This window comes from Pseudomaricurvus alcaniphilus (assembly GCF_011440395.1).
GTDB classification, from domain to species: Bacteria; Pseudomonadota; Gammaproteobacteria; order Pseudomonadales; family Cellvibrionaceae; genus Pseudomaricurvus; species Pseudomaricurvus alcaniphilus.
Map to the genome: position 1 here is coordinate 290,038 of NZ_JAAOIX010000001.1, position 22,988 is coordinate 313,025.

The 22,988-nt window shown below is 56.5% G+C and carries 21 protein-coding genes and 2 tRNA genes; 2 read left to right on the plus strand and 21 right to left on the minus strand.

The features are described 5' to 3' along the window. Positions 1 to 4 precede the first annotated feature (4 nt). The 21 genes from G8764_RS01255 to G8764_RS01355 all read right to left on the minus strand — a co-directional run bounded on the left by G8764_RS01255 (position 5) and on the right by G8764_RS01355 (position 19,673). Positions 5 to 1,936, minus strand: coding sequence for a flavin monoamine oxidase family protein (locus tag G8764_RS01255; RefSeq protein WP_166161087.1), 1,932 nt, complete (start codon positions 1,934 to 1,936; stop codon positions 5 to 7). 731 nt (positions 1,937 to 2,667) lie between these two features. Then, positions 2,668 to 3,153 carry a VOC family protein gene (locus G8764_RS01260; RefSeq protein ID WP_166161089.1) on the minus strand — a complete coding sequence of 162 codons (486 nt, stop codon included), beginning with the start codon at positions 3,151 to 3,153 and terminating at the stop codon, positions 2,668 to 2,670. Positions 3,154 to 3,167: 14 nt separating this feature from the next. Next, the gene (locus tag G8764_RS01265) at positions 3,168 to 3,581 is read right to left on the minus strand and encodes an SRPBCC family protein (RefSeq protein WP_166161091.1); all 414 of its coding nucleotides are present in this window, start codon (positions 3,579 to 3,581) and stop codon (positions 3,168 to 3,170) included. Positions 3,582 to 3,770: 189 nt separating this feature from the next. Beyond that, positions 3,771 to 4,574 (minus strand): class I SAM-dependent methyltransferase, encoded by an 804-nt coding sequence (locus G8764_RS01270; protein ID WP_166161093.1) that lies wholly within the window; start codon positions 4,572 to 4,574, stop codon positions 3,771 to 3,773. A 408-nt stretch (positions 4,575 to 4,982) separates the two neighbouring features. Then, the gene (locus tag G8764_RS01275) at positions 4,983 to 6,038 is read right to left on the minus strand and encodes a HEAT repeat domain-containing protein (RefSeq protein WP_166161095.1); all 1,056 of its coding nucleotides are present in this window, start codon (positions 6,036 to 6,038) and stop codon (positions 4,983 to 4,985) included. Positions 6,039 to 6,050: 12 nt separating this feature from the next. Next, on the minus strand, positions 6,051 to 6,419 hold the full coding sequence (locus tag G8764_RS23040; RefSeq protein ID WP_425049206.1) for a putative toxin: 369 nt from the start codon (positions 6,417 to 6,419) through the stop codon (positions 6,051 to 6,053). Continuing rightward, positions 6,400 to 6,870 (minus strand): hypothetical protein, encoded by a 471-nt coding sequence (locus tag G8764_RS01285; protein ID WP_166161099.1) that lies wholly within the window; start codon positions 6,868 to 6,870, stop codon positions 6,400 to 6,402. Before G8764_RS01285 ends, G8764_RS23040 begins: the two co-directional genes overlap by 20 nt. A gap of 169 nt (positions 6,871 to 7,039) precedes the next feature. Further along, positions 7,040 to 7,127, minus strand: a tRNA-Leu gene (locus G8764_RS01290). Positions 7,128 to 7,256: 129 nt separating this feature from the next. Beyond that, a tRNA-Cys gene (locus G8764_RS01295) sits at positions 7,257 to 7,330 on the minus strand. Positions 7,331 to 7,460: 130 nt separating this feature from the next. Then, positions 7,461 to 8,015, minus strand: a complete 555-nt coding sequence (gene pgsA, locus G8764_RS01300; protein ID WP_166161101.1) for a CDP-diacylglycerol--glycerol-3-phosphate 3-phosphatidyltransferase — start codon at positions 8,013 to 8,015, stop codon at positions 7,461 to 7,463. 89 nt (positions 8,016 to 8,104) lie between these two features. Beyond that, a complete protein-coding gene (gene uvrC / locus G8764_RS01305; protein WP_166161103.1) occupies positions 8,105 to 9,967 on the minus strand; it encodes an excinuclease ABC subunit UvrC in 1,863 nt (620 codons plus the stop codon). A 173-nt stretch (positions 9,968 to 10,140) separates the two neighbouring features. Continuing rightward, positions 10,141 to 10,794, minus strand: coding sequence for a UvrY/SirA/GacA family response regulator transcription factor (gene uvrY / locus G8764_RS01310; RefSeq protein ID WP_166161105.1), 654 nt, complete (start codon positions 10,792 to 10,794; stop codon positions 10,141 to 10,143). 101 nt (positions 10,795 to 10,895) lie between these two features. Then, entirely contained in the window at positions 10,896 to 11,528 is a 633-nt protein-coding gene (locus tag G8764_RS01315; protein ID WP_166161107.1) for an alpha-ketoglutarate-dependent dioxygenase AlkB family protein, read from the minus strand. Positions 11,529 to 11,775: 247 nt separating this feature from the next. Next, positions 11,776 to 12,846, minus strand: coding sequence for a UDP-N-acetylmuramate dehydrogenase (gene murB / locus G8764_RS01320; RefSeq protein WP_166161109.1), 1,071 nt, complete (start codon positions 12,844 to 12,846; stop codon positions 11,776 to 11,778). Then, on the minus strand, positions 12,846 to 13,316 hold the full coding sequence (locus tag G8764_RS01325; protein ID WP_166162927.1) for a low molecular weight protein-tyrosine-phosphatase: 471 nt from the start codon (positions 13,314 to 13,316) through the stop codon (positions 12,846 to 12,848). Before G8764_RS01325 ends, murB begins: the two co-directional genes overlap by 1 nt. Before the next feature lie 29 nt (positions 13,317 to 13,345). After that, positions 13,346 to 14,107: a 3-deoxy-manno-octulosonate cytidylyltransferase gene (gene kdsB / locus G8764_RS01330; RefSeq protein ID WP_166161111.1), complete on the minus strand. Its 762-nt coding sequence runs from the start codon at positions 14,105 to 14,107 to the stop codon at positions 13,346 to 13,348. Next, complete coding sequence (gene lpxK / locus G8764_RS01335) at positions 14,107 to 15,315, minus strand: tetraacyldisaccharide 4'-kinase (RefSeq protein WP_166161113.1); 1,209 nt, start codon at positions 15,313 to 15,315, stop codon at positions 14,107 to 14,109. Before lpxK ends, kdsB begins: the two co-directional genes overlap by 1 nt. Before the next feature lie 89 nt (positions 15,316 to 15,404). After that, positions 15,405 to 15,830, minus strand: coding sequence for a biopolymer transporter ExbD (locus G8764_RS01340; protein ID WP_166161115.1), 426 nt, complete (start codon positions 15,828 to 15,830; stop codon positions 15,405 to 15,407). A 10-nt stretch (positions 15,831 to 15,840) separates the two neighbouring features. After that, entirely contained in the window at positions 15,841 to 16,467 is a 627-nt protein-coding gene (locus G8764_RS01345; protein WP_166161117.1) for a MotA/TolQ/ExbB proton channel family protein, read from the minus strand. Between the two features lie 201 nt (positions 16,468 to 16,668). Next, positions 16,669 to 19,035, minus strand: coding sequence for a DNA internalization-related competence protein ComEC/Rec2 (locus G8764_RS01350; protein ID WP_166161119.1), 2,367 nt, complete (start codon positions 19,033 to 19,035; stop codon positions 16,669 to 16,671). Positions 19,036 to 19,202: 167 nt separating this feature from the next. After that, a complete protein-coding gene (locus G8764_RS01355) occupies positions 19,203 to 19,673 on the minus strand; it encodes a flavodoxin family protein (RefSeq protein WP_166161121.1) in 471 nt (156 codons plus the stop codon). Positions 19,674 to 19,911: 238 nt separating this feature from the next. On the opposite strand from G8764_RS01355, the gene G8764_RS01360 reads away from it, so the two are divergent. Next, entirely contained in the window at positions 19,912 to 20,955 is a 1,044-nt protein-coding gene (locus G8764_RS01360; protein ID WP_166161123.1) for an AraC family transcriptional regulator, read from the plus strand. 327 nt (positions 20,956 to 21,282) lie between these two features. Next, a complete protein-coding gene (locus G8764_RS01365) occupies positions 21,283 to 22,962 on the plus strand; it encodes an acyl-CoA carboxylase subunit beta (RefSeq protein ID WP_166162930.1) in 1,680 nt (559 codons plus the stop codon). The last annotated feature ends 26 nt before the right edge of the window (positions 22,963 to 22,988 follow it).

Consider the following 22,988-nt stretch of genomic DNA (forward strand, 5'->3'; position numbering starts at 1 on the left):
CTGCTTACTTGTCGAAATAGCTCAACTTGAGGTCGTAACCCTGATCCAGCGCGGCTGCGTCGGCCACATCCGCACCGCCAGCAAGATCCCGGGTTATATACTGCTTGATGCGCTCAGTGGAAAACTCCTTGTACTTGGAGCGAATCACCTTGGCAGGCTCACCGTATTCCTTGCAGTAGACTTTGGCGATCGGCTCCAGGCCAAATTCCGCCAATACCTGGTCCGCCGAACGCAATGCCCCTTCCACCCAGCCCTGGTAGTCGGAAAAAGCCTCGCCACAGGTGTGGATACCGGGAACCGGTTCGACCAGGCTCGCAATCACCTCCCTGTCATCGGCGTGCATGCCCCACTGGTGCACGCCGTAACCCACCTGCCGCGACGCCGGCACACCCAGCTCGGTAGTGCCGGCCCAGATGCGGGCACTGGTCAGGATCGGCGCTGGCACATAGTGGGAGTTAAACAGCTTCTTGAAAAAGCCCGTCGCTTCCCGCACCACCGCCTGGGAAGCCGGATAGATCTTCTGCGGCTGCGCCACGTTGTGATCATGCTGCAGCGGTGATTCAAAGCGCGGCCCGTTTTCCTGCAACGCTCGCCAGAAATTAATGTTGAGGAAATCACAGTAAATGGTCAGGGCCGCGGGCTTGTTGAACTTGCTGTCATTGATGCAATCCAGTTTATCAACCAGCTCGGGAGGTACCGTTTTGTGGTTCGCCTTGAGCCAGTTTTGGTATTCAAGACCTGCGAACAATGCTTCATCGATCGCATAGAACGGGTACACGGAACCGAGCGGCAAGTCGGAGAAATTGGGGCCGAAGTCCACCGGCGGCTGCCCGGACAGGTTATTGCCCCACCAGGCGTAGTCGTAGTACAAATTGATTTTTAACAGCGCCTGGTCGGTGGTGGTAAGCAGTGTATTCCAGAGCGAATCTGCGCGCTCAGGCGGCAACTCGGCAAAGGCGCTCGAACGCAGGAACAATTTCTCCAGCGCCAAGCGCGGCAGCGCCAATACCACTTTCTCTTTCGCAACAATCGAATGACGCTCGCCGGTTTCCGTGTTGTGTGTCAGCAGTTCGCAGCTTCCGTCGCCCCTTTTACTGAGCGACTCGACCGTAGTCAGCAGGTGAATGCGCTCCATGCCCACCGCGTCCACCAGCTTGTTGGGCAGCCCGCTGAAACCGTCTACCAGGGTAAAAAACTGCGGGTCGGCCGGAAAATCCTCCAGCAGTTGAAACGCCTCGCCGGCGTTCATTTGCGAGAGAAACGTGCCGTTGAACCCCAGCAAACGATACAGCAAGGTCACGCATTCGTTGGAATAGCCCATTTCCATCAGCAGATTCCACAGCGACCAGTCAATCAGCTTGACATTGTTCCACTGGCATTCCAGCCGAAAGGCCTGCCAGAACTCCGGCGGGCGAGGATCGGGACGGGATTCAAACTGGGGATTGGCCGCCAGGATGCGATTAAAAACAGTGTTGATAATGGATTTGGGGTCGATGCCCTGTTCGGCCTGATCGAGATTATAGAGCTCACCCCAAACTGCGTAATCGTCCTCTTTCGCCTGGGCGTTAGTAAAGGCGTGCCCACGAAAATAGAGACGATTGTTACCGCCGCTGTTCATGGGGAATGGCACAATCTCTTTATCGAGCCCGAGCATAAGGAACAGGCTCATCAAATTGTCCATAGTATCAAAGGTAAAGCGCATCCCCCCCTGCTCTTCCTTGACCGTCGAGCCGTCCGGAAAGTGCACCAGGTCAGAGTCGAGGCGCCCCCCGGTGCGGTTAATCCGGTCGACAATACAAATGCTGCGTTCAGGGTCTTGCTGCAACAGTCGCCAGGCGACATAGAGCCCCGACATGCCAGCGCCAACAATGACAATATCGGCCTCACTGGGCAGGGGTTTGGGGGGCATAGACTCGACGGTGTAATGAGAGGACATAACGGTACTCCTTACCTGATGATAGGGTTAATTTAAGCCCGTCCATAAACGGGTGATCGTGTAAAAATACTGCTTAATTTAACTTGATGCTGGAATGCAAATGAGCGCGACGGAGGAACGCCCTAAAAACAAACACAAGCGGCCTTTACATCAGCCAGTAAAAAATAAATCAGTAACAATCGAGCTGGAGTGCGATCGATGGCATCAATAACCTGACATGAGCGAGAAGGGATATTCGACGACAGAATGATACGAGCCTCAGTTGGCTTGGTGCGCCAGCCCGTATTTTTATAGCAACCTTTCTAGCACAAGTGGCCATAGGTTCTTGCTTTCCTTATTGTTGTTTTTGGCTATCGCTATTGAACAAAGTTATTGACGATGATCGCTGATCTTTCCTGAAAGTAGCTTGTATTCGAAGCAGGAATCAGACGAATACGAACGATGACTTGCGTCATCTTTTAAAACTACACGGGACTTATATGTTCGACAAGGACAATATTTTTATATCGACAATTTGTCGTTTATATCCTTGTCTGAAGAAACCATAAGCACCAAATAGAATTTCACCGGGAGCACTAAACTCCAAACTGAATTAATACGCAAATTAAGGAAGGCGCGACTCGCCAGTCCGGTGCGGATGCTCGTGTGCGATGCTCGCGCATGATAACTGTTCTGCTTCGCCTAACGAAGGGTATTAGATGCATTAGTTCAGCAGCAAGACCACGCGACGGTCAACCCCGGCGGGCAGCTTCGAGTAATGCGATGTCAATTTTCCCCATCTGCATCATCGCCTCAAACACTCTCTTTGCGACCGCCGGGTCGGGGTCAGTCAATGCGTCAGTCAAAGCGACCGGTGTTATCTGCCAGGACAGCCCCCACTTATCCTTGCACCAGCCGCAGGCGCTCTCCTGCCCGCCATTGCCGACAATCGCGTTCCAGTAGCGATCCGTTTCGGCTTGATCAGCCGTGGCCACCTGAAACGAAAAGGCCTCGCAGTGGGTGAACACCGGCCCACCATTAAGCCCGATACAGGGGATGCCCATTAGCGTAAACTCGACAGTCAGTACGTCCCCTGCCTTACCCGAGGGAAAATCTCCAGGGGCGCGAAGCAGAGCACCGACAGATGAGTCGGGAAAGGTAGCGGCGTAAAATCGGGCCGCCTCTTCAGCATTGCCATCAAACCAAAGACAAACGGTGTTTTTAGCAGTGGTCTTCATATTGCACTACCCGGTTAGTTGTTTTCTGCTTCGACAAAGGCTTTGAAGTTGTTGAGAATACCCAGCCAGCCCAGGCGCTGCTGCTCTGCTGAGTTTTCGTCCTCAGCGTCAAAAGTTTCTGTGATCTTTACCCCATCGCTGGTCTTCGCAAATCTGACGGAAACATTGCGGCCATCGTCCATTTGGTAGCGGATGGTTGATAGTCGATCTATTTGGGTAAACTTGCCAGTAAAATCGAAACCCATTGAACCGTCTTTTGCTTCCATTCTGTAGTTGAAAGTACCGCCCGCCACGAGGTTTAAACTGGCGCTCGGGCAATGCCACTCGTCTATTGCGAAGTTCCACTGGGTAATGGACTCCGGAGTAGTCCAGGCAGCCCAAACCTTCTCCAGGTCTGCAGCGACGTCATTTTCTATTGTTATTTGCATTGCTTGTTCCTCGAATCAATAATTCGGCCTTGAAAAGGCATAATTAAAATTGCTTTAATTCCCCGGCATTGGATGAGATCAGGATCCTGTTTGCTTTTCTATTATTTGTTCAGGAAAAGTGCCCCCGCTGATCACCCTCGCTCATTCTCGCCCATTGCCCGTTGATAAGAGCCGCTTGTCCGTACATCCTCACGACTTGGTTCCACTCAATACATGCGCTGATACCGAAAACACCGCTCGTCCGCTCTCGTCGGCATAAGCACCCAAGTCTCGATCAGCTTCTGCCAGGACTCCTTGGATTGTTTCCTCCTGAAGCACCACACCCATGACCGGAAGCCATCCTCGCAGATCGGCCTCAACCAATGACCGAATACTGGGGAAGCGTGCCGTTCCGGTACTGGTATTCACTATGGGCGCACCGACGCCCGCTTCGCGCGCTAACAGCTCCAGCTCACTTTTATTTCCAAGTACAAAAGGCGCCCGAAGGGCATCCGCTGCAGCTCGCCCTGCGACGCGCTCCAATAACGCTACTTCATCAGCGATCGCTGGAATGCTGTCCAAGGAACCCCAGACCGCCACGGCCAATCGGCCCCCGGGCGTCAGGACGCGAAGCATTTCTCGGAGTGACTTTATGCGGTCGGGAAAGAACATGAGTCCGAACTGGCTCACAACTACGTCGAAAGATTGGTCCGAGAACGGCAAGGCCTCGGCGGTTCCTTGCTTCCAGTCGATGCTTGGCGCAATCTGCTTTGCCACCTCCAGCATTCCGGGCATGACATCCAATCCAACTACCGACCCGGATGTGCCGACATGTGCCATCAATTCACGCGCGAGCACTCCTGTGCCGCACGCGACATCCAGCACGCGCATACCCGGCGCGACATGGGCAGCCTTCGCGAGAACAGGGGGCCACTGTTGAAAAAGGGATGGGACGAAAAAGTCTTCATACGCCCGCGCCGCAGCGATCTGTTCGTGCAGTTCTGAGGTGGCCATCTCTACCTCCACTGTGTCGTCTTATCAGAATAAGGAGACACCTCACGGAGCCTCTCCCCATGCCACCGGGCACTGGTGTTCCAGCCCGGACACCTCACCTACCACGGTTTCGGTTGGTTGAGTTAATAGTATTCCTCCGGCTCCGGTATCCCAAGCGATTTTAAATACCTATTCGGTAGTACTCGGTAAACGACGAGACTGCCAATTAATCGCTGTGGGCCGTGGGCAGGCCTAGCAGTATTTCATGCCAGCCACCGGTCGGCTTCTCGTTTACGCATTGGCCTATATCGTGAGCGATCACTACAACTGGTCGGCACTATCAATCATTCACGGCCGAACGATAAAAGCCGACAGGGTACGTCCAACCAATCAATAAAATTCTGACTAATGATGATTTATATCTCTCGATTATTCTTTTTTCAGTCCATTCATTAACTGGTTTAACAAAGTATCCCATCTCTTTATTGTGATTTTCGACCCGGAAAATAAAAATATTGAGCAAACATCTTCATCTTCTTTCAAAATTTTCAGAAGTATTTCGGCAGAATATTTTCCGGATTTCGTCCTGACACTTAATTTAATCTCTTCATTAACATTTGCGCTTTCAACCGAATCCATAACCAGCTTTGCATCAATAGATAACGCAAAAGTTGACTGAGCCAACTCAAGGAATGGACCCAGATCGTCTAAATCAAACTCGCCAGATGTTTCGTAGGCGAAATCTGCTTCAATGAGTCCCGATGTTTGCATACTGCTACACTTGCTAACCTTGCCTATTGAGCATTTCTTATACGCCTTTTTGGCTATGCTTCTAACGTAGCTATCTTTATCTTTTGTAAACGGTAGAATTAAAGCCGCAGCATCTACTCCTCCGACTTCTCCAAGAGCTTCTATAACCTCAGCCCCAAAATCTTTTTGATCCAATAAATCGACCAGGATAGGAATGGCCTTCTGTTGTTGAATTCGAGCAATCCCCCTGGGAAGAAAATGTCTTGCTTCTCCGTAATTCGCATTGGTAGCTAGCTTCACCAAATCATCTGTATGTTCAGGCTCACATATACGAGCCAATACTCCGCCGATGCCTATTTGAACTGCTTTATCTTGCTCAGAGATAAACAGTCTAATTAGAGGGTTCACAACCATTTTACTCAATTCAGGCTTGTTTAGAGCTTTTAAAATTCCTTCGCGCGTTCGCCTTGGATATGGCAACTGAAAATGTCTGAGGAGCATAGGTACAATTGGTAAAATATCATAACCTTCTTGATCCAGGTCCCAAACAGATTCTACCTTATAGCCTTTCGCATTGAGCTCATCGACCAATGGTTTTGACTTCTCCTTCACCATTCTCGCAAACTTTCTGATCTCTAATCGTTTCCTCGCAACCAACTCCCAATTTTCAGACGGCACTACCCCTTCTTGCCTAATCTCCTCGATAATTGTATTTAACTCATCTATTTCGTTCATACTATTAGATAATCATTTAGAAAAGTTTGGAGGCGCTACCGTTGTGGGAATTGCCTTTATAACTATAGCGCCGCTGCAAATTGCTCGATTTAGCGGCTCCGTAAGCCTAGTGGCCTCAACACTGCCATTAAAACCGCTCGTTTCTCTAACGTACAATTCTACCTGCAGCATATTGCCTTGAGCGTAGGCTACGTAGCCCCTCAATTGTCTACTATAAGATAGTTTAGCCCTGTTCTTTGCTTCGGAAAGCGTACCTACGTTGGTGTTCATCTCATCAGGAAGACTATTTAGACCGTGCACTACAATTAATTCAGAAGGCCTTTTTCCAATATTATGAGCAGATCGAATCACTTCAGATGCATCAATTAACCACACATGCATTTCTTATCTCTACCATCTTATCCACCAATATTTGTTGCTCTGATATATCGAGGTCTTTTCTCCTGGCAGCGAACATGGGTTTGAGGATGAACAATGTGTACTCAGAATAGGAACTATACACTGGCCGGTTTTCGACAAGGCATTTACATGACTTTTCGTCACCGGTAACCATCATACAGTCAATAGAAAAAATCTGTGATAAAAGGGAAATGCTTGGAAAAATACCAGCTTTATCCAATTCCTTCTCTACGTTGTACCGCTTAGCCCGCAGTTGCTCCAGCGTCAAAGGGATTCCATTATTACCTGAACGACCACTGAGTTCATCGAAGTAAACGGAACCATCGGACGCAGCAGAAACAAATTTATCCCACTCATCTTTGTTGGGTTCAGCCTCAGCCAAAAGCTTTTGTGCAATTAGCAAACTACAGAGCAGGAAGAACGCAAGCCTCATGACATCCCTCAGGGTTTAGAGTTCTGAGAGCATATTACAGAAGATTACAACGGTAGACGACGGAAACTGAAATCTTCGCTGCCTGGGCAAAACCTGCAACAGACCTGCAACAGATTTTTCGGCGAAAGAGATGAATAATTGCGGAGTTGACGTAACTCTTTGATTTATATGGTGCCCGAGGCCGGGGTCGAACCGGCACGACTGCAATAGTCGGGAGATTTTAAGTCTCCTGTGTCTACCAATTCCACCACCCGGGCATATATTGAGGGTATTTTAAAGTTGGCAATGGTGGGGACCAACTGGTTTTAACAGTGCTGGGCACTGGGTCCTTTCGTCACTTTCGCTTGAAGGAGCCGACAACCTGCCAGGGGCAAGTCATCAAAAGATGGAGGCGCGGGTCGGAATCGAACCGGCGTACACGGAGTTGCAGTCCGCTGCATGACCACTCTGCCACCGCGCCTATGTTTTACAAAAACTGTTTTACCAAAACTGTTTCACCAAGGTAGACCTTGCTAAAACGCGCTTCACCCTGTGGGTTAAGCCGGACCGCATTGTACGGAAACCACCTTTAGAGTCAAGGACTTAATGCACTATTCCTCCGCCATAAGTTCGGGCCAAGCGGCGCGCAAATAAATAATCATGGACCAGAGGGTCAGGCCGGCGGCCACATAGAGGGTGACGTAGCCCAGCAGCTTCCAGGTGGGGAACTGGTTGGGATCAAAAGTCAGCAACAGGATGATGGCAATCATCTGCAAGGTGGTTTTGATTTTACCGATATAGGAGACCGCCACACTGGCGCGTTTGCCCAGTTCGGCCATCCATTCCCGCAGGGCCGAGATAACGATTTCCCGGCCGATGATCACCGCCGCCGGAACCGCCATCCAGGCACTGGCGTGGACACCCACCAGCAACACTAACGCTACCCCGACCATGAGCTTATCCGCCACCGGATCGAGGAAGGCGCCAAAGGCCGTGGACTGGTCGTAACGGCGCGCCACGTAGCCATCCAGCCAGTCGGTGAGTGCGGCGATGCTAAAAACCAACCCTGCGGCGGGATAGCTCCAGCTGAACGGCAAATAAAACACGATCACCAGCAAGGGGATCAGGGTAATGCGAAACAGGGTCAAGCGGTTGGCTAAAGTCATAACTCGTTTGTTCGCCAACACAATGGTTGGTTGCCGGTCCTTTGGTTAATCTTTGTTCAATGAGGGAAGCCCCCGCGCGGCTCTCGAAGTTACTCGGTGTTGAGGGCACTGTAAATATCTTCGGCGGTTTTTTTGCTGATCAAGGGCACTTTTGCCAAGTCTGCCACACTGGCCTGGCGAATTTCCTGTAAACCACCGAAATGGCGCAGCAGTTCCCGGCGGCGCTTGGCCCCCACCCCCGGGATATCCTCCAGCCGCGACGTGCGCCGGGTCTTGTCACGGCGGTTCTTGTGGCCGGTGATGGCAAAGCGGTGGGATTCATCCCGTATGTGCTGGATCAGGTGCAGCGCCGGTGAATCCCCGGAGAGGGTCATTTCACCCTGCCGGTCGGGCAGGATCAGGGTTTCAAAGCCGGCCTTGCGGGTGGTGCCCTTGGCGACACCGATGGTCAAGACGTCGTTGACCGCCAGTTCCGCCAGCACTTCTTCGGCCCGGCGCAACTGGCCCTTGCCGCCGTCGATGAGGAGGATATCCGGCAAGACGCCCTCACCTTTCTGCAGGCGCGTGTAACGCCGGCGGATGGCCTGCTCCAGCGCGGCGTAGTCATCACCGCCGGTGACGCCATCGATATTGAAGCGCCGGTAATCGCTTTTCAGGGGGCCGCTGGTATCAAACACCACGCAGGAGGCCACCGTGGACTCGCCGTGGCTGTGGCTGATATCAAAACATTCCAGCCGCTCCGGCAGGCTGCTGAGGTTGAGCACCTCCTGCAGCGCCTCAAAGCGTTGCAGGGTGTTCTGCTTGCTGCTCAGCTGGGCGGACAGGTTCTCATGGGCGGCTTTTTGCGCCAGCTGCATCCACTGCAGGCGCTGGCCGCGCAATTCGGTTTGGAACAGCAGGCGCCGGCCGGACTGCTGTTCGATGGCCTCGCCAAGGGCCTCGAGCCCGGGCACCGCATCGCTGAGCAGGATCAGACGCGGCATGGACCGCTCGCGATGGTTGAGGTAATACTGGGACAGGAATGCCTCCAGCAGTTCCGCGCTGTCCTCACTCCAGTTCTGGCTAATACCCGACTTGGGGTAATGGCTCTTGCTGCCGAGAATCCGCCCCTGGCGGATATAGAGGATATGCACACAGGCCATACCGCCCTGCTGCTGCAGGGCGATCACGTCCACATCGGCGGTGCCGCCCTCGATGATTTGCTGGGCCTGGACCCGCTTCAGGGCGGCGATCTGGTCGCGGTACCCTGCCGCCTGTTCAAACTCCAGCTGCCCCGCTGCCGCTTCCATCAAGTCTGCCAGCTCCTTCACCAGGGTATCGCTCTTACCCGCCAGGAACATTTCCGCGTGGCGGATATCAGCGGCGTAGTCCTCCCTGCTGATCAGCCCCACACAGGGCGCCGTACAGCGATTGATTTGATGTTGCAGGCAGGGGCGCGTGCGGTTGTTGAAGACGCTGTCTTCACACTGGCGCAGGCGGAATGTTTTCTGCAAAAACGAGAGGCTGGATTTCACCGCACCGACATTGGGGAATGGGCCAAAATAACGCACCCCCTTGCGCTTGACCCCGCGGTGCATGGCCAGGCGGGGAAACTCGTCGCCGCTGGTAAACATGATGTAGGGGTAGGATTTATCATCCCGCAGGAGGATGTTGTAGGGTGGCCGCTGTTGCTTGATCAGGTTTTGTTCGAGCAGCAGGGCCTCGGTTTCGGTGGCTGTGATAGTGACGTCGACCCGCGCAATACGGCTCACCAAAGCCCGGGTCTTGGGCGCGAGGCCGCCGCTCTGGAAATAACTGCCCAGCCGGCTTTTCAGGTTTTTGGCTTTGCCGACGTAGAGGATCTTGCCGTCGGCGGCGTACATCTGGTAGATCCCGCTCTGGGTCGAGACCTGTTTTAGAAAGCCTTTGGCGTCGAAGGGTTGGGCGGATGGATCGGGGCTGGGTAATGACATGACGGGTACAACGGTCTCTCGAGAACTATCCTATAATCGCGAAGCGCGGGCCTATAAACGCGAAGCGCGGGCTCTGGCGGCAATCATCACTGGCAGCAACCGCTTGGCAAGAGGCCGGCAGCGATTGACCTGGCCTTGTTCAGGCTGCTGCGACAAGTGCCGGCCCACTGCTACTACAATATGTTTTCTATATCGAGGATATTGTGCTTCACCGCCAGCAGAGTCAACTCCACATCGCTGTTGATATCCAGCTTCTCGAAGATGCGATAGCGGTAGCTGTTTACTGTCTTCGGACTGACGCAAAAGGTGTCGGCGATCTCCTGGGCTTTCTTGCCGTTGGAGATCAGCATGGCAGTTTGCAGCTCTCGCTCGGAGAGCTTTTCGAAGGGTGACTTGTCGCTCTTGTTGCCGTTAAAGCTTCTCAATGCCATCTGCTGGGCAATCTTGCTGCTTACATAGAGATTGCCCTCATGTACCGTGCGAATTGCCTTGATCATTTCATCGAGGCCGGCGCCCTTGGTCACATAGCCAACGGCCCCCGCCTGCAGCAGCCGATTCGGGAACATGTCATCGTCACAGGCGGTCACCGCAATAACCTTGACATGGTTGTCGGCCAGGTTGAGCTTTTTGGTGGCCTCAATGCCGCCAATGCCGGGCATTTTGACGTCCATCAACACCACATCGGGCTTCAGCGTGCGGGTCATCTTCACCGCCTCCTCGCCACAGGTCGCGTCGCCGACTACGTTAAAACCATCGACGGCGGAGAGCATATGCACCAACCCCGTACGCACCAGGTCGTGATCGTCTACTATCAGAATTTTTATCAAGTAACACACCCTCTTGTGCAGGGCAGAAAAACCGGTGTTCAGCGACTCCCTGTGCCGACACCAACTTACTGACTGTAAAACCGTAAAGCCCTTAACTGCCGTCACTGTTTGTCGATGCGCGGATCAACAATGCGACGAAACGTCAGGTTAATTCTTCCAGACGCAATTCTACTCGATTTAGGCAGGCAATGACTCCAAAAACTTTGTGTCGTACCGGACATTAACAACAGCGATCCGTGCGTTAACTCCAGATTCACCGGCGCCTCCTGCTTTTGAAAACGATGTTTGAGGCTGAAGCGGCGGCTCACCCCCAGGCTGAGGGAGGCAATCAACGGGTTGCGACCGAGCTCCGGCTCGTCGTCACTGTGCCAGGCGACACTGTCCTTACCGTCGCGGTAAAAATTGGCCAGCACTGAATTAAACTGGCTGTTGAACTCCTCGCTCAAGCGCTGCCTGAGAGCGGCCAGTTCAGCGGTCCAGGGATTTAATGTTAGCTGATGTCCGGAGTACTGGTAGTGGCAGCCGGGATCCCCATACCAGGCATTCAACCGCGGAATCGGTACCATCCTGCCATGGATGCGCAGTTGTGACTGCTCCCAGTTGAGGGTTTCCTTAAAAACCTGAAACAATTGGTCCGCTTGCTCCCGCGCCAACCAGTGCGGGTGCAGGGTTAAAAACCCCTGGCGCAAGGGAAACTCAAGGGGTGCATCTGCTTCAAACAGTGATTTTTGCATTATATTGTGCGCTGTGCGTGCACGCTCTTTTATGCGCTCTATCCCTTACTATAAATACTACCGTGTCCGAACGCCACCGACCTTGGTGGTATAGACAAGGCCCCACCCGTGGTACAGCGCCTTCACGCCATGGCCTGATTGTGCCAGCAATTTATTATAATAATTTTTCACTGCTGCAGAATTCAATCCCGGCAAGGATGGCAACTAATCAGCTTTTGACATAATTTATTTCTGCAAGAACGCCAGCCTAGGAGCCCACCACGCTGGGCTCGATCACCAGCTTGACCCCGTAACGGGCCTGAATATCGGTTTGAATCCTGGCCGCCAGTTCCAGCACGTCGCGGCCACTGCCGCGACCCGGATTGATCAATACCAGAGCCTGCTTGTCGTGCACCCCGACCGGGCCGAGTCGATAACCGCGCCAACCGGCGTGGTCGATCAACCAGCCAGCGGCAAGCTTGACCCGGGCGCCGTCGTCCAGCGGATACCCCACCAGGCCCGGGTAGCGGCCTTTCAGCTCTTCGTAAGCGGCCCGATCTACCACCGGGTTTTGGAAGAAACTGCCGGCGTTGGGCACCTCGCTGGGATCGGGCAGCTTGCTGCGCCGGATGGCACACACCGCAGCAAAAATCTGCTCGGGGTGCTCAGCTTTACTGCCGTGATCTTCGAAATACTGCTGCAGGGCCGGGTATTCGCACACCAGCCGCGGCTTCTTGGCCAGCTTAAGGGTGACTGAGGTGATGATGTAGCGGCCCTGCAAGCCCTGCTTGAAGATACTGTCGCGGTAGCCAAAGTGGCAGGCATCGCGATCAAAAGTCACCTCCACACCACTGCTGATCTCCAGCGCCGACAGTTCGGCGAAGACCTGCTGCAGCTCGACCCCGTAGGCGCCGATATTCTGGATCGGCGCGGCACCGACATTGCCGGGAATCAGGGCCAGGTTTTCCAGCCCGCAATAGCCCGCTTGCAGGCAGTGTTCTACCAGCTGGTGCCAGTTTTCACCGGCCCCGACCCGGAGCCAGACAAAGTCTTCGTCTTCGCGCACCAGCTCACGGCCGTGAATGCCGATGCGGATAACCAGGCCGGCAAAGTCAGCGGCCAGGATCAGGTTGCTGCCACCGCCCAAAGGCAGAATTGGCGGCGGCGAGGCGGACTGGCGGTGCTCTGCGCGCCACCACTTGAGCAGTGCCTGCAATTCCGCCACCGAACCCGCGGTGGCCATAAAATCCGCTTTTGCCGCCACCCCCATGGTGTTGAGGAAATTGAGGCTGGCGTGCGGCAACAGCGACACCGGGGGCGGGGCGGAATCCGGCGGCATCAACCCTGCCCCAGCTGGTGACGGCGAATATGCTGCAGCAGGCCGTCGGAGGCCGCTTCTATCAGGTCAACCACCAGCTGGAAGCCATCCTCGCCGCCGTAATAGGGGTCCGGCACCTCGCGGTAGCCGGAGTCGGCAGCAAACGTCAAAAACAGGTCCAGCACCCCGGGGTAAGCGGGCGGCGCCATGCGCCGCAAATCGGCGAGGTTGGCGGCGTCCATGGCCAGCATATAGTCGCAGCTGTGGAAATCCCGACTGCTCACCTGGCTGGCGCGCAGATGAGACAGGTCGATGCCCCGCTCCAGCGCCACCCGCACACTGCGCTCATCGGGTGGATCGCCCACATGCCAGCCGCCGGTGCCGCCAGAGCGCACCTGGATATGCCCGCTCAAACCCGCCTGCTCCACCTTGGCGGCGAACAAACCGTGGGCGGTGGGCGAGCGACAGATATTGCCCAGGCACACAAACATCACATTAACGCTCACGAATGAACCTCGACTCAGGCTGATTGCAGAATTTTGCGCACCCGCTCCAGATCGGCGGCGGTATCAACGCCGCCGGGCACATCGGCTACGGCCTGTTGCACGTGAATACCGTGGCCATTCCAGAGCACCCGCAATTGCTCCAGGCACTCCAGCGCTTCCAGCGGCGCCAGCGGCCAGGTAACAAACTGGTTGAGGAGACTGACCCGATAGGCGTAGATACCAATATGGCGCTGGAACATGGGTGAATCAGGCAGCTGCTCCCGGCTTTTGGCAAACGGGTCCCGGGGCCAGGGCATGGGGGCGCGGCTGAAATAGAGCGCCATACCGTTGCAGTCGGTAACCACCTTCACCACATTGGGGCTGAGAAAATCTTCGCTACTGCGAATGGGCTCGCAGAGGGTGGCCACGCTGGCGGCCGAATAATTGGCCAGGTTGGTCGCCACTTGCTCGATCACCGCCGGCGGGATCAGTGGCTCATCGCCCTGCACATTGACCACTATGTCATCAGCGGCGAGCCCATAGGTGGCGGCAACTTCCTGCAAGCGGTCGGTGCCGGACTCGTGCTGGGCGGAGGTCATGCAGACGTTGCCACCAAAACCCAATACCACTTCTTCGATGCGGGTATCGTCGGTGGCCACAACCACCCGCTCGGCGCTGCTCTTGCTAGCCTGTTCGTAGACCCATTGAATCATGGGTTTGCCAGCAATATCTTTCAGTGGTTTGGCGGGCAGGCGGGAGGACGCGTAACGGGCGGGAATAACAACGGTAAATTTCATTAACTGCTCTCTGAGTGGTCGGCAAGAAGACCCTGTTGCACGAGGAAGTCCGCCAGTGTCTGTTGCAAGGCATCCGGCAGGGGCATACCAACGGCGAGATACCACCAGCTGGCCTTGGCAAATGGCTGGCATTTGACGGCATCCTTGGCGGTCATCAGCAAGGGCTGGTCGCCCGCGTACTGCAAATCTTCGGCGCAAAACGGATGATGATCAGGAAAGGAATTTTCCCGAATCTTGAGCCCCATGTCACGCAATGTGTCAAAAAATCGGCCCGGATTGCCAATACCGGTGACCGCATCGATGGCCTCTTCCCCGGCGGCACTGGCAAGCAACCGCGGGTAGTCAACCACACTCACCCGCTCACCGGTTTTCACATTGCACCAATGACTGGGCAGCAAATTCACCGCAAACACAATGCCATGGTCCAGTGCCAACTCGGTTTCGCAGGCGCTGCCGGTGCCATTGATCACCACACAGTCCACCTCCTGCAAACGCGCCGGCGGCTCCCGCAAAGGGCCGGCCGGCAGGCACAGGCCGTTACCCAGGCCGCGGCGACCGTCGATAACGGCGATTTCCCACTGCCGGGCCAGGCGATAATGTTGCAAGCCGTCGTCGCTGAGTAAAATATTGCAGCCGTGTTCGCGGATCAGGTGCTGCCCTGCCGCTACCCGGTCGCGATCCACGGCCACCGGGCAGGCGGCTTCCCGGGCGATCAACAGGGGTTCGTCACCACAGTGGCGGGGGTCGGAACCGGCCACCACCGAATAGGGATAGTGCGGGGCCTGGCCACCGTAGCCGCGGCTCAGTACCCCGGGCCGCAGGCCACGGCTGCGCAGGAATTTGACCAAGGCGATAATAAGCGGGGTTTTACCGGTGCCACCGAGGGATATATTGCCCACCACGATCAGCGGCGCCGACAACTTCACCGCGCTGGCACTTAAACGCCGCCGGCGCCTGGCGGCCAGCCCGGAAAACAGCAAGCTCAAGGGCCACAGCAGCCACAGCCACCAGCGCCCCTCGTACCAGGCCGCCAGCCAGAACTCGTGGCTGCCGCTGCTGTTTTTGCCAGCAGGGTTTGTTGCCCTGGCCTGGCCTGGATTACTGGCCTGGCCTGGATTACTGGCCTGGCCTGGATTGCTGGAGCAGCCTGGATCGTTGGCCTGGCTTTTGTTGCTGGCCTCGCGAGGGTTCACCGGGCTGTTAGCCACGTTGCCCTGCCCCGCAGCGCACCACCTCTAACAGCCACACGGAGTCTTGCCACTCGGATTCAGGCCACTCGAATTCAGGCCACATGTTTCTAGCCACCGTCAGCACCGGGTTTGCGGGTGGTGATGCTGAGGTGCACAAAACCCAGCTGGCCGGCTGCGTCCATGGCCGTCACCACCGCTTGATGGGGGGTCTTGGCGTCGGCGGTAATGGTCAACGGCAGTTTGCTGTTGCCCTCTGACTCCTTGTTGAGCGCCGCTTTCAAAGTCTCGATCTTTTGATTGATCAGCGACTTGCCGTTGAGGGAGTAACTGCCGTCAGCGGCAATCAGTATGTCGAGCACCTGTTCCGATTCCAGCGCCGCGGTGGCCGAGGCCTCGGGCAAATCGATACTGAGATGGGTCTCCCGGGTAAAGGTAGTGGACACCATAAAAAAGATCAGCAGCAGAAACACCACATCAATCAGGGGGGTGAGATTGATAGCGTCTTCCGCCTGCACCTGCCGTTTAAACTTCACCGTTCAACCCCTAAGCCGCTTTGACATCGACCCGGCGCTCACTGTGCAGCGCGTCCACCAGTTTCACCGCTTCCTGCTCCATGGTGACCACCAGCCCGTCGACCTTGCGGGTGTAGAAACGGTGCAGGATCATCGCCGGAATGGCCACGCACAAGCCCGCCGCAGTGGTGATTAATGCTTCCGAGATACCGCCGGCCAGCACCGCCGCATTGCCAGTGCCCTGCATCATGATGGCGGTAAATACCTTGATCATGCCCAACACGGTACCCAGCAAACCCAGCAGCGGCGACACCGCGGCAATGGTGCCGAGCGCGCCCAGGTAGCGCTCCAGGTCGTGCACCACCTGGCTGGCCGCCTCTTCGATACTGTCTTTCATAACATCGCGGCCGTGGCGGGAATTACTCAAGCCAGCGGCCAAAATCTTGCCCAGCTCCGAGGACTGCTTCAGCTCCTTGAGCCGGGCCGCATCCAGCTGATTGCTTTTTATCCAACCCCACACCTGGGCCAGCAGGCCCCTGGGGGCAATTTTTTTCGAGTTAAGGGTCCAGTAACGCTCGATTCCAATCGCAATAACCGCTATGGAACACAAGATTATCGGCAGCATTAACCAACCACCAGCAGAGACAATTTCCAGCACTTCTGAACCTCTTTATTTTTTACCAGCCTGTTTTGAGCGGCACGACGCCCCGGGGAAAGCTTGCCACATAACCGGCGGAACTGTACCACACTCCGCGGCGCGGCGAACGCCCCCGCCCGGTTTCTATTTCCCGAAATCCAACACTCTGCAGTATAGACGTTGAAATTATTCCGGCAGCGGCAATCTGATTTCTTTTGCAGGCTATGGCGGGCAGGCCTGAGGCTGGCGATAACGCCAGTAACGCGCCACCTGCTGTCGGTAGCGCTGCAGGCGCAACTGGCCGGAGGGCTCAAATATAAACGTCAGTGCCCCGCTGTCGCTGCTGCACAGCAACTGACTGCCGACCTGGCGATAGCGCTGTAAAACATCTGCGTGGGGGTGCTTGTAACGATTGCGATAGCCGGCACTGACTACTGCCCAGTGCGGGCGCAGGCGCTCGACCCAGGCCCGGGTCGATGAAGTCTGGCTGCCGTGATGAGGTACCAACATTACCGCCACAGGCGCCTGCAACAGCGGGTGCTGCAACAGTAGCTGCTCCCGCTGGTGCTCGATGTCACCGGGCAACAGCAGCCGGTGGCCGTCGACCTCCAGCAGCAAGACACAGGAGCGGTTGTTGGGGTTTTGCGGCCAGCGGTCCTGCCCCAGGCCAATGATATGAACCACGACCCGCCCCAGCAACAGGGTCCGGTCGCGATTACAGAAGTCGCCGGAGTTATTGCCTGAGTCGGATTGGCGAGCGACCAGGCCGTCAAACACCTCCCCCAGCAACAACTGCTGCACCGCGGTCGTAGACACCACCGAGCTGTAGCCGCCGCTGTGGTCGCTGTCGCCGTGACTGACCACCAGGGTGTCCAGCTTGCGAATGGCGCGGTGGCTGAAATAGGGCAACAGCACCGCTCTGCCGGCATCGAAACGGGCGGAAAATCGCGGCCCGGTATCGTACAGCAACACCTCGCCGCCACTCTCCACCACCACCGCCAACCCCTGCCCTACATCCAGCACGGTTACCCGGGTGTCTCGCTCAACCGCCTGGCCCGCGGCCCCGGCAACCAGCGCTGCCGCTACTCCCATCGCCCGCATGGCCGCCGGCAGCGGCGAGAGCAACAGCGCAATACCGAGCAACGCAACCAGCAACGCCGGCAGTGACAGGGGCAGCAGCGGCACAAAATAGGCCAGGCCTCCCACTGCCGCCAGACCGTCGAGGCCCCGCCAAAACGCCGCCAGCGGCAGTTGCACCAGCCACAGCAATGGCGCTGCCAGCGGCGGCAGGATCAGCACCGCCAGTGTTGCCAACAGGGCCAGCGGCACCACCAGCAAGCTGACAAAGGGAATGGCCACCAGGTTGATCAGGGGTGACCAGGGGTTGAGCCCCAGCCCCCAGAAGACTTGCAATACCCCCAGCAGGAGGAACAAGCCCACTTGCAAAAACACCAGCAGCGCCCACTTGCCCCAGGCGGCGCTGTAGTTCTTGCCGGACAGATGGATCAAACTCGCCACTGCGGCAAAGGAAAACCAGAACCCCGCTTCCAGCAGTGCCAGGGGTTGCAGCCAGAGCACTGCCAGCAGCGCCAGGCTCCAGCTGTCCCAGGCGCTGAAACGGCGGTTCGACAAATACCAGGCCGACCACACCAGCAACATGATCATGGCCCGTTGAGCCGGTATACCAAAGCCGGACAGCAGGCTGTAGCTGCCCGCCAGCGCAACCCCGCCGGCCACTCCCACCCGGGGCCCAAATAGCGCCAGCGGCCAGGCCAGCGACAATACGCCGCCCAGGTGACGACCGAGCAGAAAACCAAAAGCGGCGACCACACTGATGTGCAGCCCGGAGATGGCGAGCAAATGGCTAAGGCCGGATTCGCGGATGGCGTCCCGGGCGCTGCTGTCGATATAACTTTTATCGCCCAGGGTCAGTGCCAGCAGCACCCCCAGCACTCGCCCCTGGCCCAACTCTTGAAAATCTTGAAAAAAGCGCTGGCGAATTTTTTCACGCCAGCGGTGCAGCGCGGCAGCACCGCCCACTGGCGCCAGCGGAGCGATTAACTGGCGCACATAGCCGGTGGCGCCGATACCGCGGTTCAATAACCACAACTCGTAATCGAATCCGCCGGGGTTGACAAAGCCATAGGGTCGCTTTACCCGCACCAACAGGCGCCAGCTTTCACCGCCGGCCACCAGCGGCGGTAGTGTTGCAACGCCGGGCTCAATGTAGTGGCTAAGGCGCACTTTGGCGGGAAACGCAACCTCTGCGCCGGTGTCGGCCCGCCGTGCTGAACGAACCTGAAAATTAAAGCGCTGCAAGCGCGGCTGGCGCTCCGGCAGCCCGTCGACGTAGCCTTCCAGCACCATATCTGCGCCTTCCAGCGAGGCAGCAACCCGATTCTGCAGTTGCCAATCCCCCCACAAAATCCCGCGGCAACAACACAGCAGCAATAGCCCCGCCAGCAGCGGCCAGCTCAGGTCACGGCGACAGACACCAACAACGGCAACGACGCAGAGCGCGGCAACCGGGTAGGTCAGCGACGGCAGGCTCGGGCACAGTGCCACCAGCCCCATCCCACTGACAGCCACCACCGCAATCCACACTCGACGCCCCCGTCTACCGCTTGTCTCCAGCGCCCATCATCGACCCCCCGGGTGCGGCGGAAAAGGTCAATGCAGCGGTTTAAGCTTGCAGCGCCGGTGACGGTGGCGGAATTTCAGTCCCAGGTATGAGGTTTATGAAGACCGTTTGAGTTTTAAATAATACCTGCGTCCAGGCTTGCCGCCATTGATAAACCCAGATCCTCACATTGGCTGATAAACGTTTGTTGGAAATCACCCCGGCAGATAAGAGGTTCTTGCACTATGCGCCAGCGCAACCCGGTCGCGACACTCTCAATCGCTCGTTGAGTGCCGGTGCCATCGTGGCCAGCCCGAACATAGAAAGCAAATGGCAGCCCCTGGGTTTTATCCAGACAGGGGTAATAACAGCGGTCGAATACATCCTTGACCAGGCCTGCCATGTAGCCAAGGTTTTCAGTGGTGCCAATAATCAGGGCATGAGCCGAAATTATGTCATCAGGTTGGGTCTCGAGCGGTGCCTTGCACTGTACCTCCACGCCCGTTATTTCAGGGTTGGTAGCACCTTTCACCACGGCCTCTGCCATCTTTCGGGTATTATCGGATGGGGCATGGGCGATTATTATGAGCTTCTTGCGATTAGACATCTCTGCCACCTGTGTTCATTTACGCACTAGAAAATTATTGACCAGGTCAGGCTTCAAACTTTACCCGCCCACGGCATCAATGCATAGATCCTGCAGACCAGGCGCTTGCCCCCAGTCCCCTGCCAATTCACCGAGCCAGATCGGCTGACCGGACTATGGGGCCCCGGCCGTTTGCCGAACCGGCCGCAACTGTTAAGCTTAGCGCCTTCTGCCACTCTGCTGTTTTGACAATCATCCCATGGCAACCATTGGTACCCACTATATAAAAAGCGCCCTCGGCGGCGCCATCGCCAAAGGCCTGGACCCCAAGGTGCTGCTGAAAGAGGCCCGGATTCCGGAGAAGCCCCTGCGCGACCCCAAGGCCAGGATCCATGTTGACCTGGTGGCCAAGCTCTACGACGGCATCGCCAAGGCCCTCAACGATGAGTTTATGGGTTTCACCGAGCGCCCCTGCAAGGTGGGCACCTTCGCCCTGATGGCCGACTGGGTCTCCAGCGCCCACACCCTGGAAGAACTGCTGACCCGGGGCATTCGCTTTTACAACCAGATCACCGATGAACTGCAAATGTCACTGGTCTACGAGGGCGACCACGTCTACCTGACCACGGTGTTTCGCCGTCCGGAACTGGATTTTGAGCATTTTTACATCGAGTACTGGCACGTGATCTGGCACCGCTTTGCCAGCTGGTACATCGGCAAGCCGATCAAATTGCTGGCCGCCTACATCAACTATACCCCCATCGAAGCCGACGAGTTTCGCCTGCTGTTTCGCTGCCCCACTTACCTGAAAAGCAAATTCAACCGGCTGGTGTTCCACCGCAGCTACCTGGGTCAACCCCTGGTGCGTAGCCAGCGGGAGTTGCAGGTTTTCCTGCGCCGGGCGCCCATCGACCTGCTCACCATTCCCGGCGAGGACACCAGCCTGACCGCGCGCATCAACCAGATGCTGACGCCGCCACCCAACCAGGTCATCGAGCTGCCAAATTCCAGCGTCATCGCCCAGCGGCTGGGTATGAGCGAGCAGACCTTGCGCCGTAAACTCAGCGCCGAGGGCATCAGCTACCAGCAGATTAAAGACAACCTGCGCAGCGACCTGGCCTCCAAGCTGCTCGGCAACCGCAACCTGACCATCGCCGCAATCGCCAAACTGCTGGATTTCAGCGAGCCGCGAGCTTTTACCCGGGCGTTCAAGCAATGGCAGGGACAAACCCCAAAAGAATACCGGGCGGCAAAACAGGCGGCGGCACTCAACCCCTCGAGCCGGCCAGCCGCGAGTTCCTGAGCTCGCGGTGCCCCATCAACAGCGGCATCGCCGTCCAATTCAGCCGCAATCAGGGGCACAAAAGGCTCGTTTTTGAGCGGTTATGTCAATTTGATATATCCTTTTTTGTCCCCGACTAACGTCTAATTTTTAATTTATTTATATAAATATCAATTACTTATAGTTTTTTTAAGAAAGACAACAAGCTTACCTTCGTATTCCAATAATAGACAAAAGCCCCTATGATCCACTCCGACTTATCCATCCCGCCCCGGATAATCAGCCAGTGAATCGGGCTGGCCGGGGCGGGTAATTATGACTAAAAACAAACTGTCGGAAGTTCACAGCATGACGAAAACAACCAACCCCAAGGCATCCCTCGTCAACCCGTTTGACGACGCCAAAGAAGTTGAATTCAGTGTCCCCGGACAAGCCTCGTACCAACCCGGGCTGCACGAAGAGACGCTGAAAAAAGGTTACGAGTTAATTCGCCGTCCGAAAACCGCTGCCGGTGTCCCCAATATCGAGCGTCAGCACGCCAAGAACCGCATGACGATCTGGGAGCGCCTGTCGGTGCTGACCGACGAAGACCCGACAGTATTGTTCCAGAACTGGGGTAAGAACCTCGACGGGGCGTCACTGGTCACGGCGCTGGTGAAAATCAATGGCCGCGACGTCGCTGTCTACGGCCACGACTTTACCGTCCGTGCCGGCTCCATGGACGCCACCAACGGCAAGAAACTGGCGCGCCTGTTTGAGCTGGCCGGCAAGCGTCGCATCCCGCTGGTGGGCCTGAACGATTCCGCTGGTGCCTTCGTACCCGCCGGCGTCGGTGGCCTCGACGGCTATGCCGAGGCCTTTACCGCACTGCGCAAGATCAGCGGCGTGGTGCCCTCCATCATGTGCATGTTCGGCTTTAACGCCGGCGGCGGTTCCTACCTGCCGCGCCAGGGCAGCTTCCTGATCCAGCCCAACGACACCTTCTTCGGTCTCACCGGCCCTGGCGTGGTCAAGTCGGTCCTGGGTGAAGACGTCACCCCGGACGAACTGGGTGGCCCCGGTGTGCACAGCCAGTCCGGCGTTACCGATTTTGTGGTGCCCGACGAAGTGTCGGCGCTGCGCAAGGTGCGGGCCCTGCTCAACTACCTGCCCAGCAACAATTCAGAGCTGGCGCCGTTCGAGCCCACCTCCGACCCGGTCAATCGCAAGACCTGGGATATCGACATCCTGTTGAAGAAAGCCTTCAACTCACCCAGTGGCTTTAACACGCCGCTGGATGTCACCATCCTGATCCAGCAGCTGTGCGATCACGGTGACTTTATGGAGATCCAGGCGGACCGGGCGCGCAACACCATCACCGCACTGGGCCGTATGGGCGGCAACGTGATCGGCTTTGTCGCCAACAATTCAGCGGTGTCCTCCGGCCAGATCGACATTGCTGCGGCCCTGAAGAACGCCCGCTTTATTCGTTTCTGTAACCTCTACAACATCCCCATTATCTTTATGGAAGACACCACCGGTTTCCTGCCGGGTAAAGAACAGGAAGCCGGCGGTATTGTGCAGGCCGGCCGCGCCATGCTCGATGCCATCATCGACCTGCGCACGCCTCGCTTCCTGGTCATTATTCGCAACGCCTTCGGCGGTGCTTACGCCTCTTACAACAACTACCCCACCGGCGCTGACTTTGTGATCGCCCTGCCCTCTACCCGGGCGGCGGTTATGGGCCCGGCCGGGGTGGAATTTATCTACAAAAAAGAGCTGCAGGAGATCCGCAGCGAATTCCAGGAAAAAGTTGCCAACGGTGTCAGCCGCACCGAAGCTGCGGCCCATCAAGCCCAGCGCGAAGCGGCGCTCAAGACCCGCTATGAGCAGGAGTTGATGAACCCTAACGAAGCCCTGAGCCTGGGGTCAATTTCGCAAATCGTGATGCCCTCTGATCTGCGTGAAGTGCTGTGCAAGAACATGGATTTCCACCTGCGCCACTACACGCCAGAGCCGTTCAACGGTGTGCAGCGCGAATTTCACTAGCGCGACGACTGCGAATAGACCACACA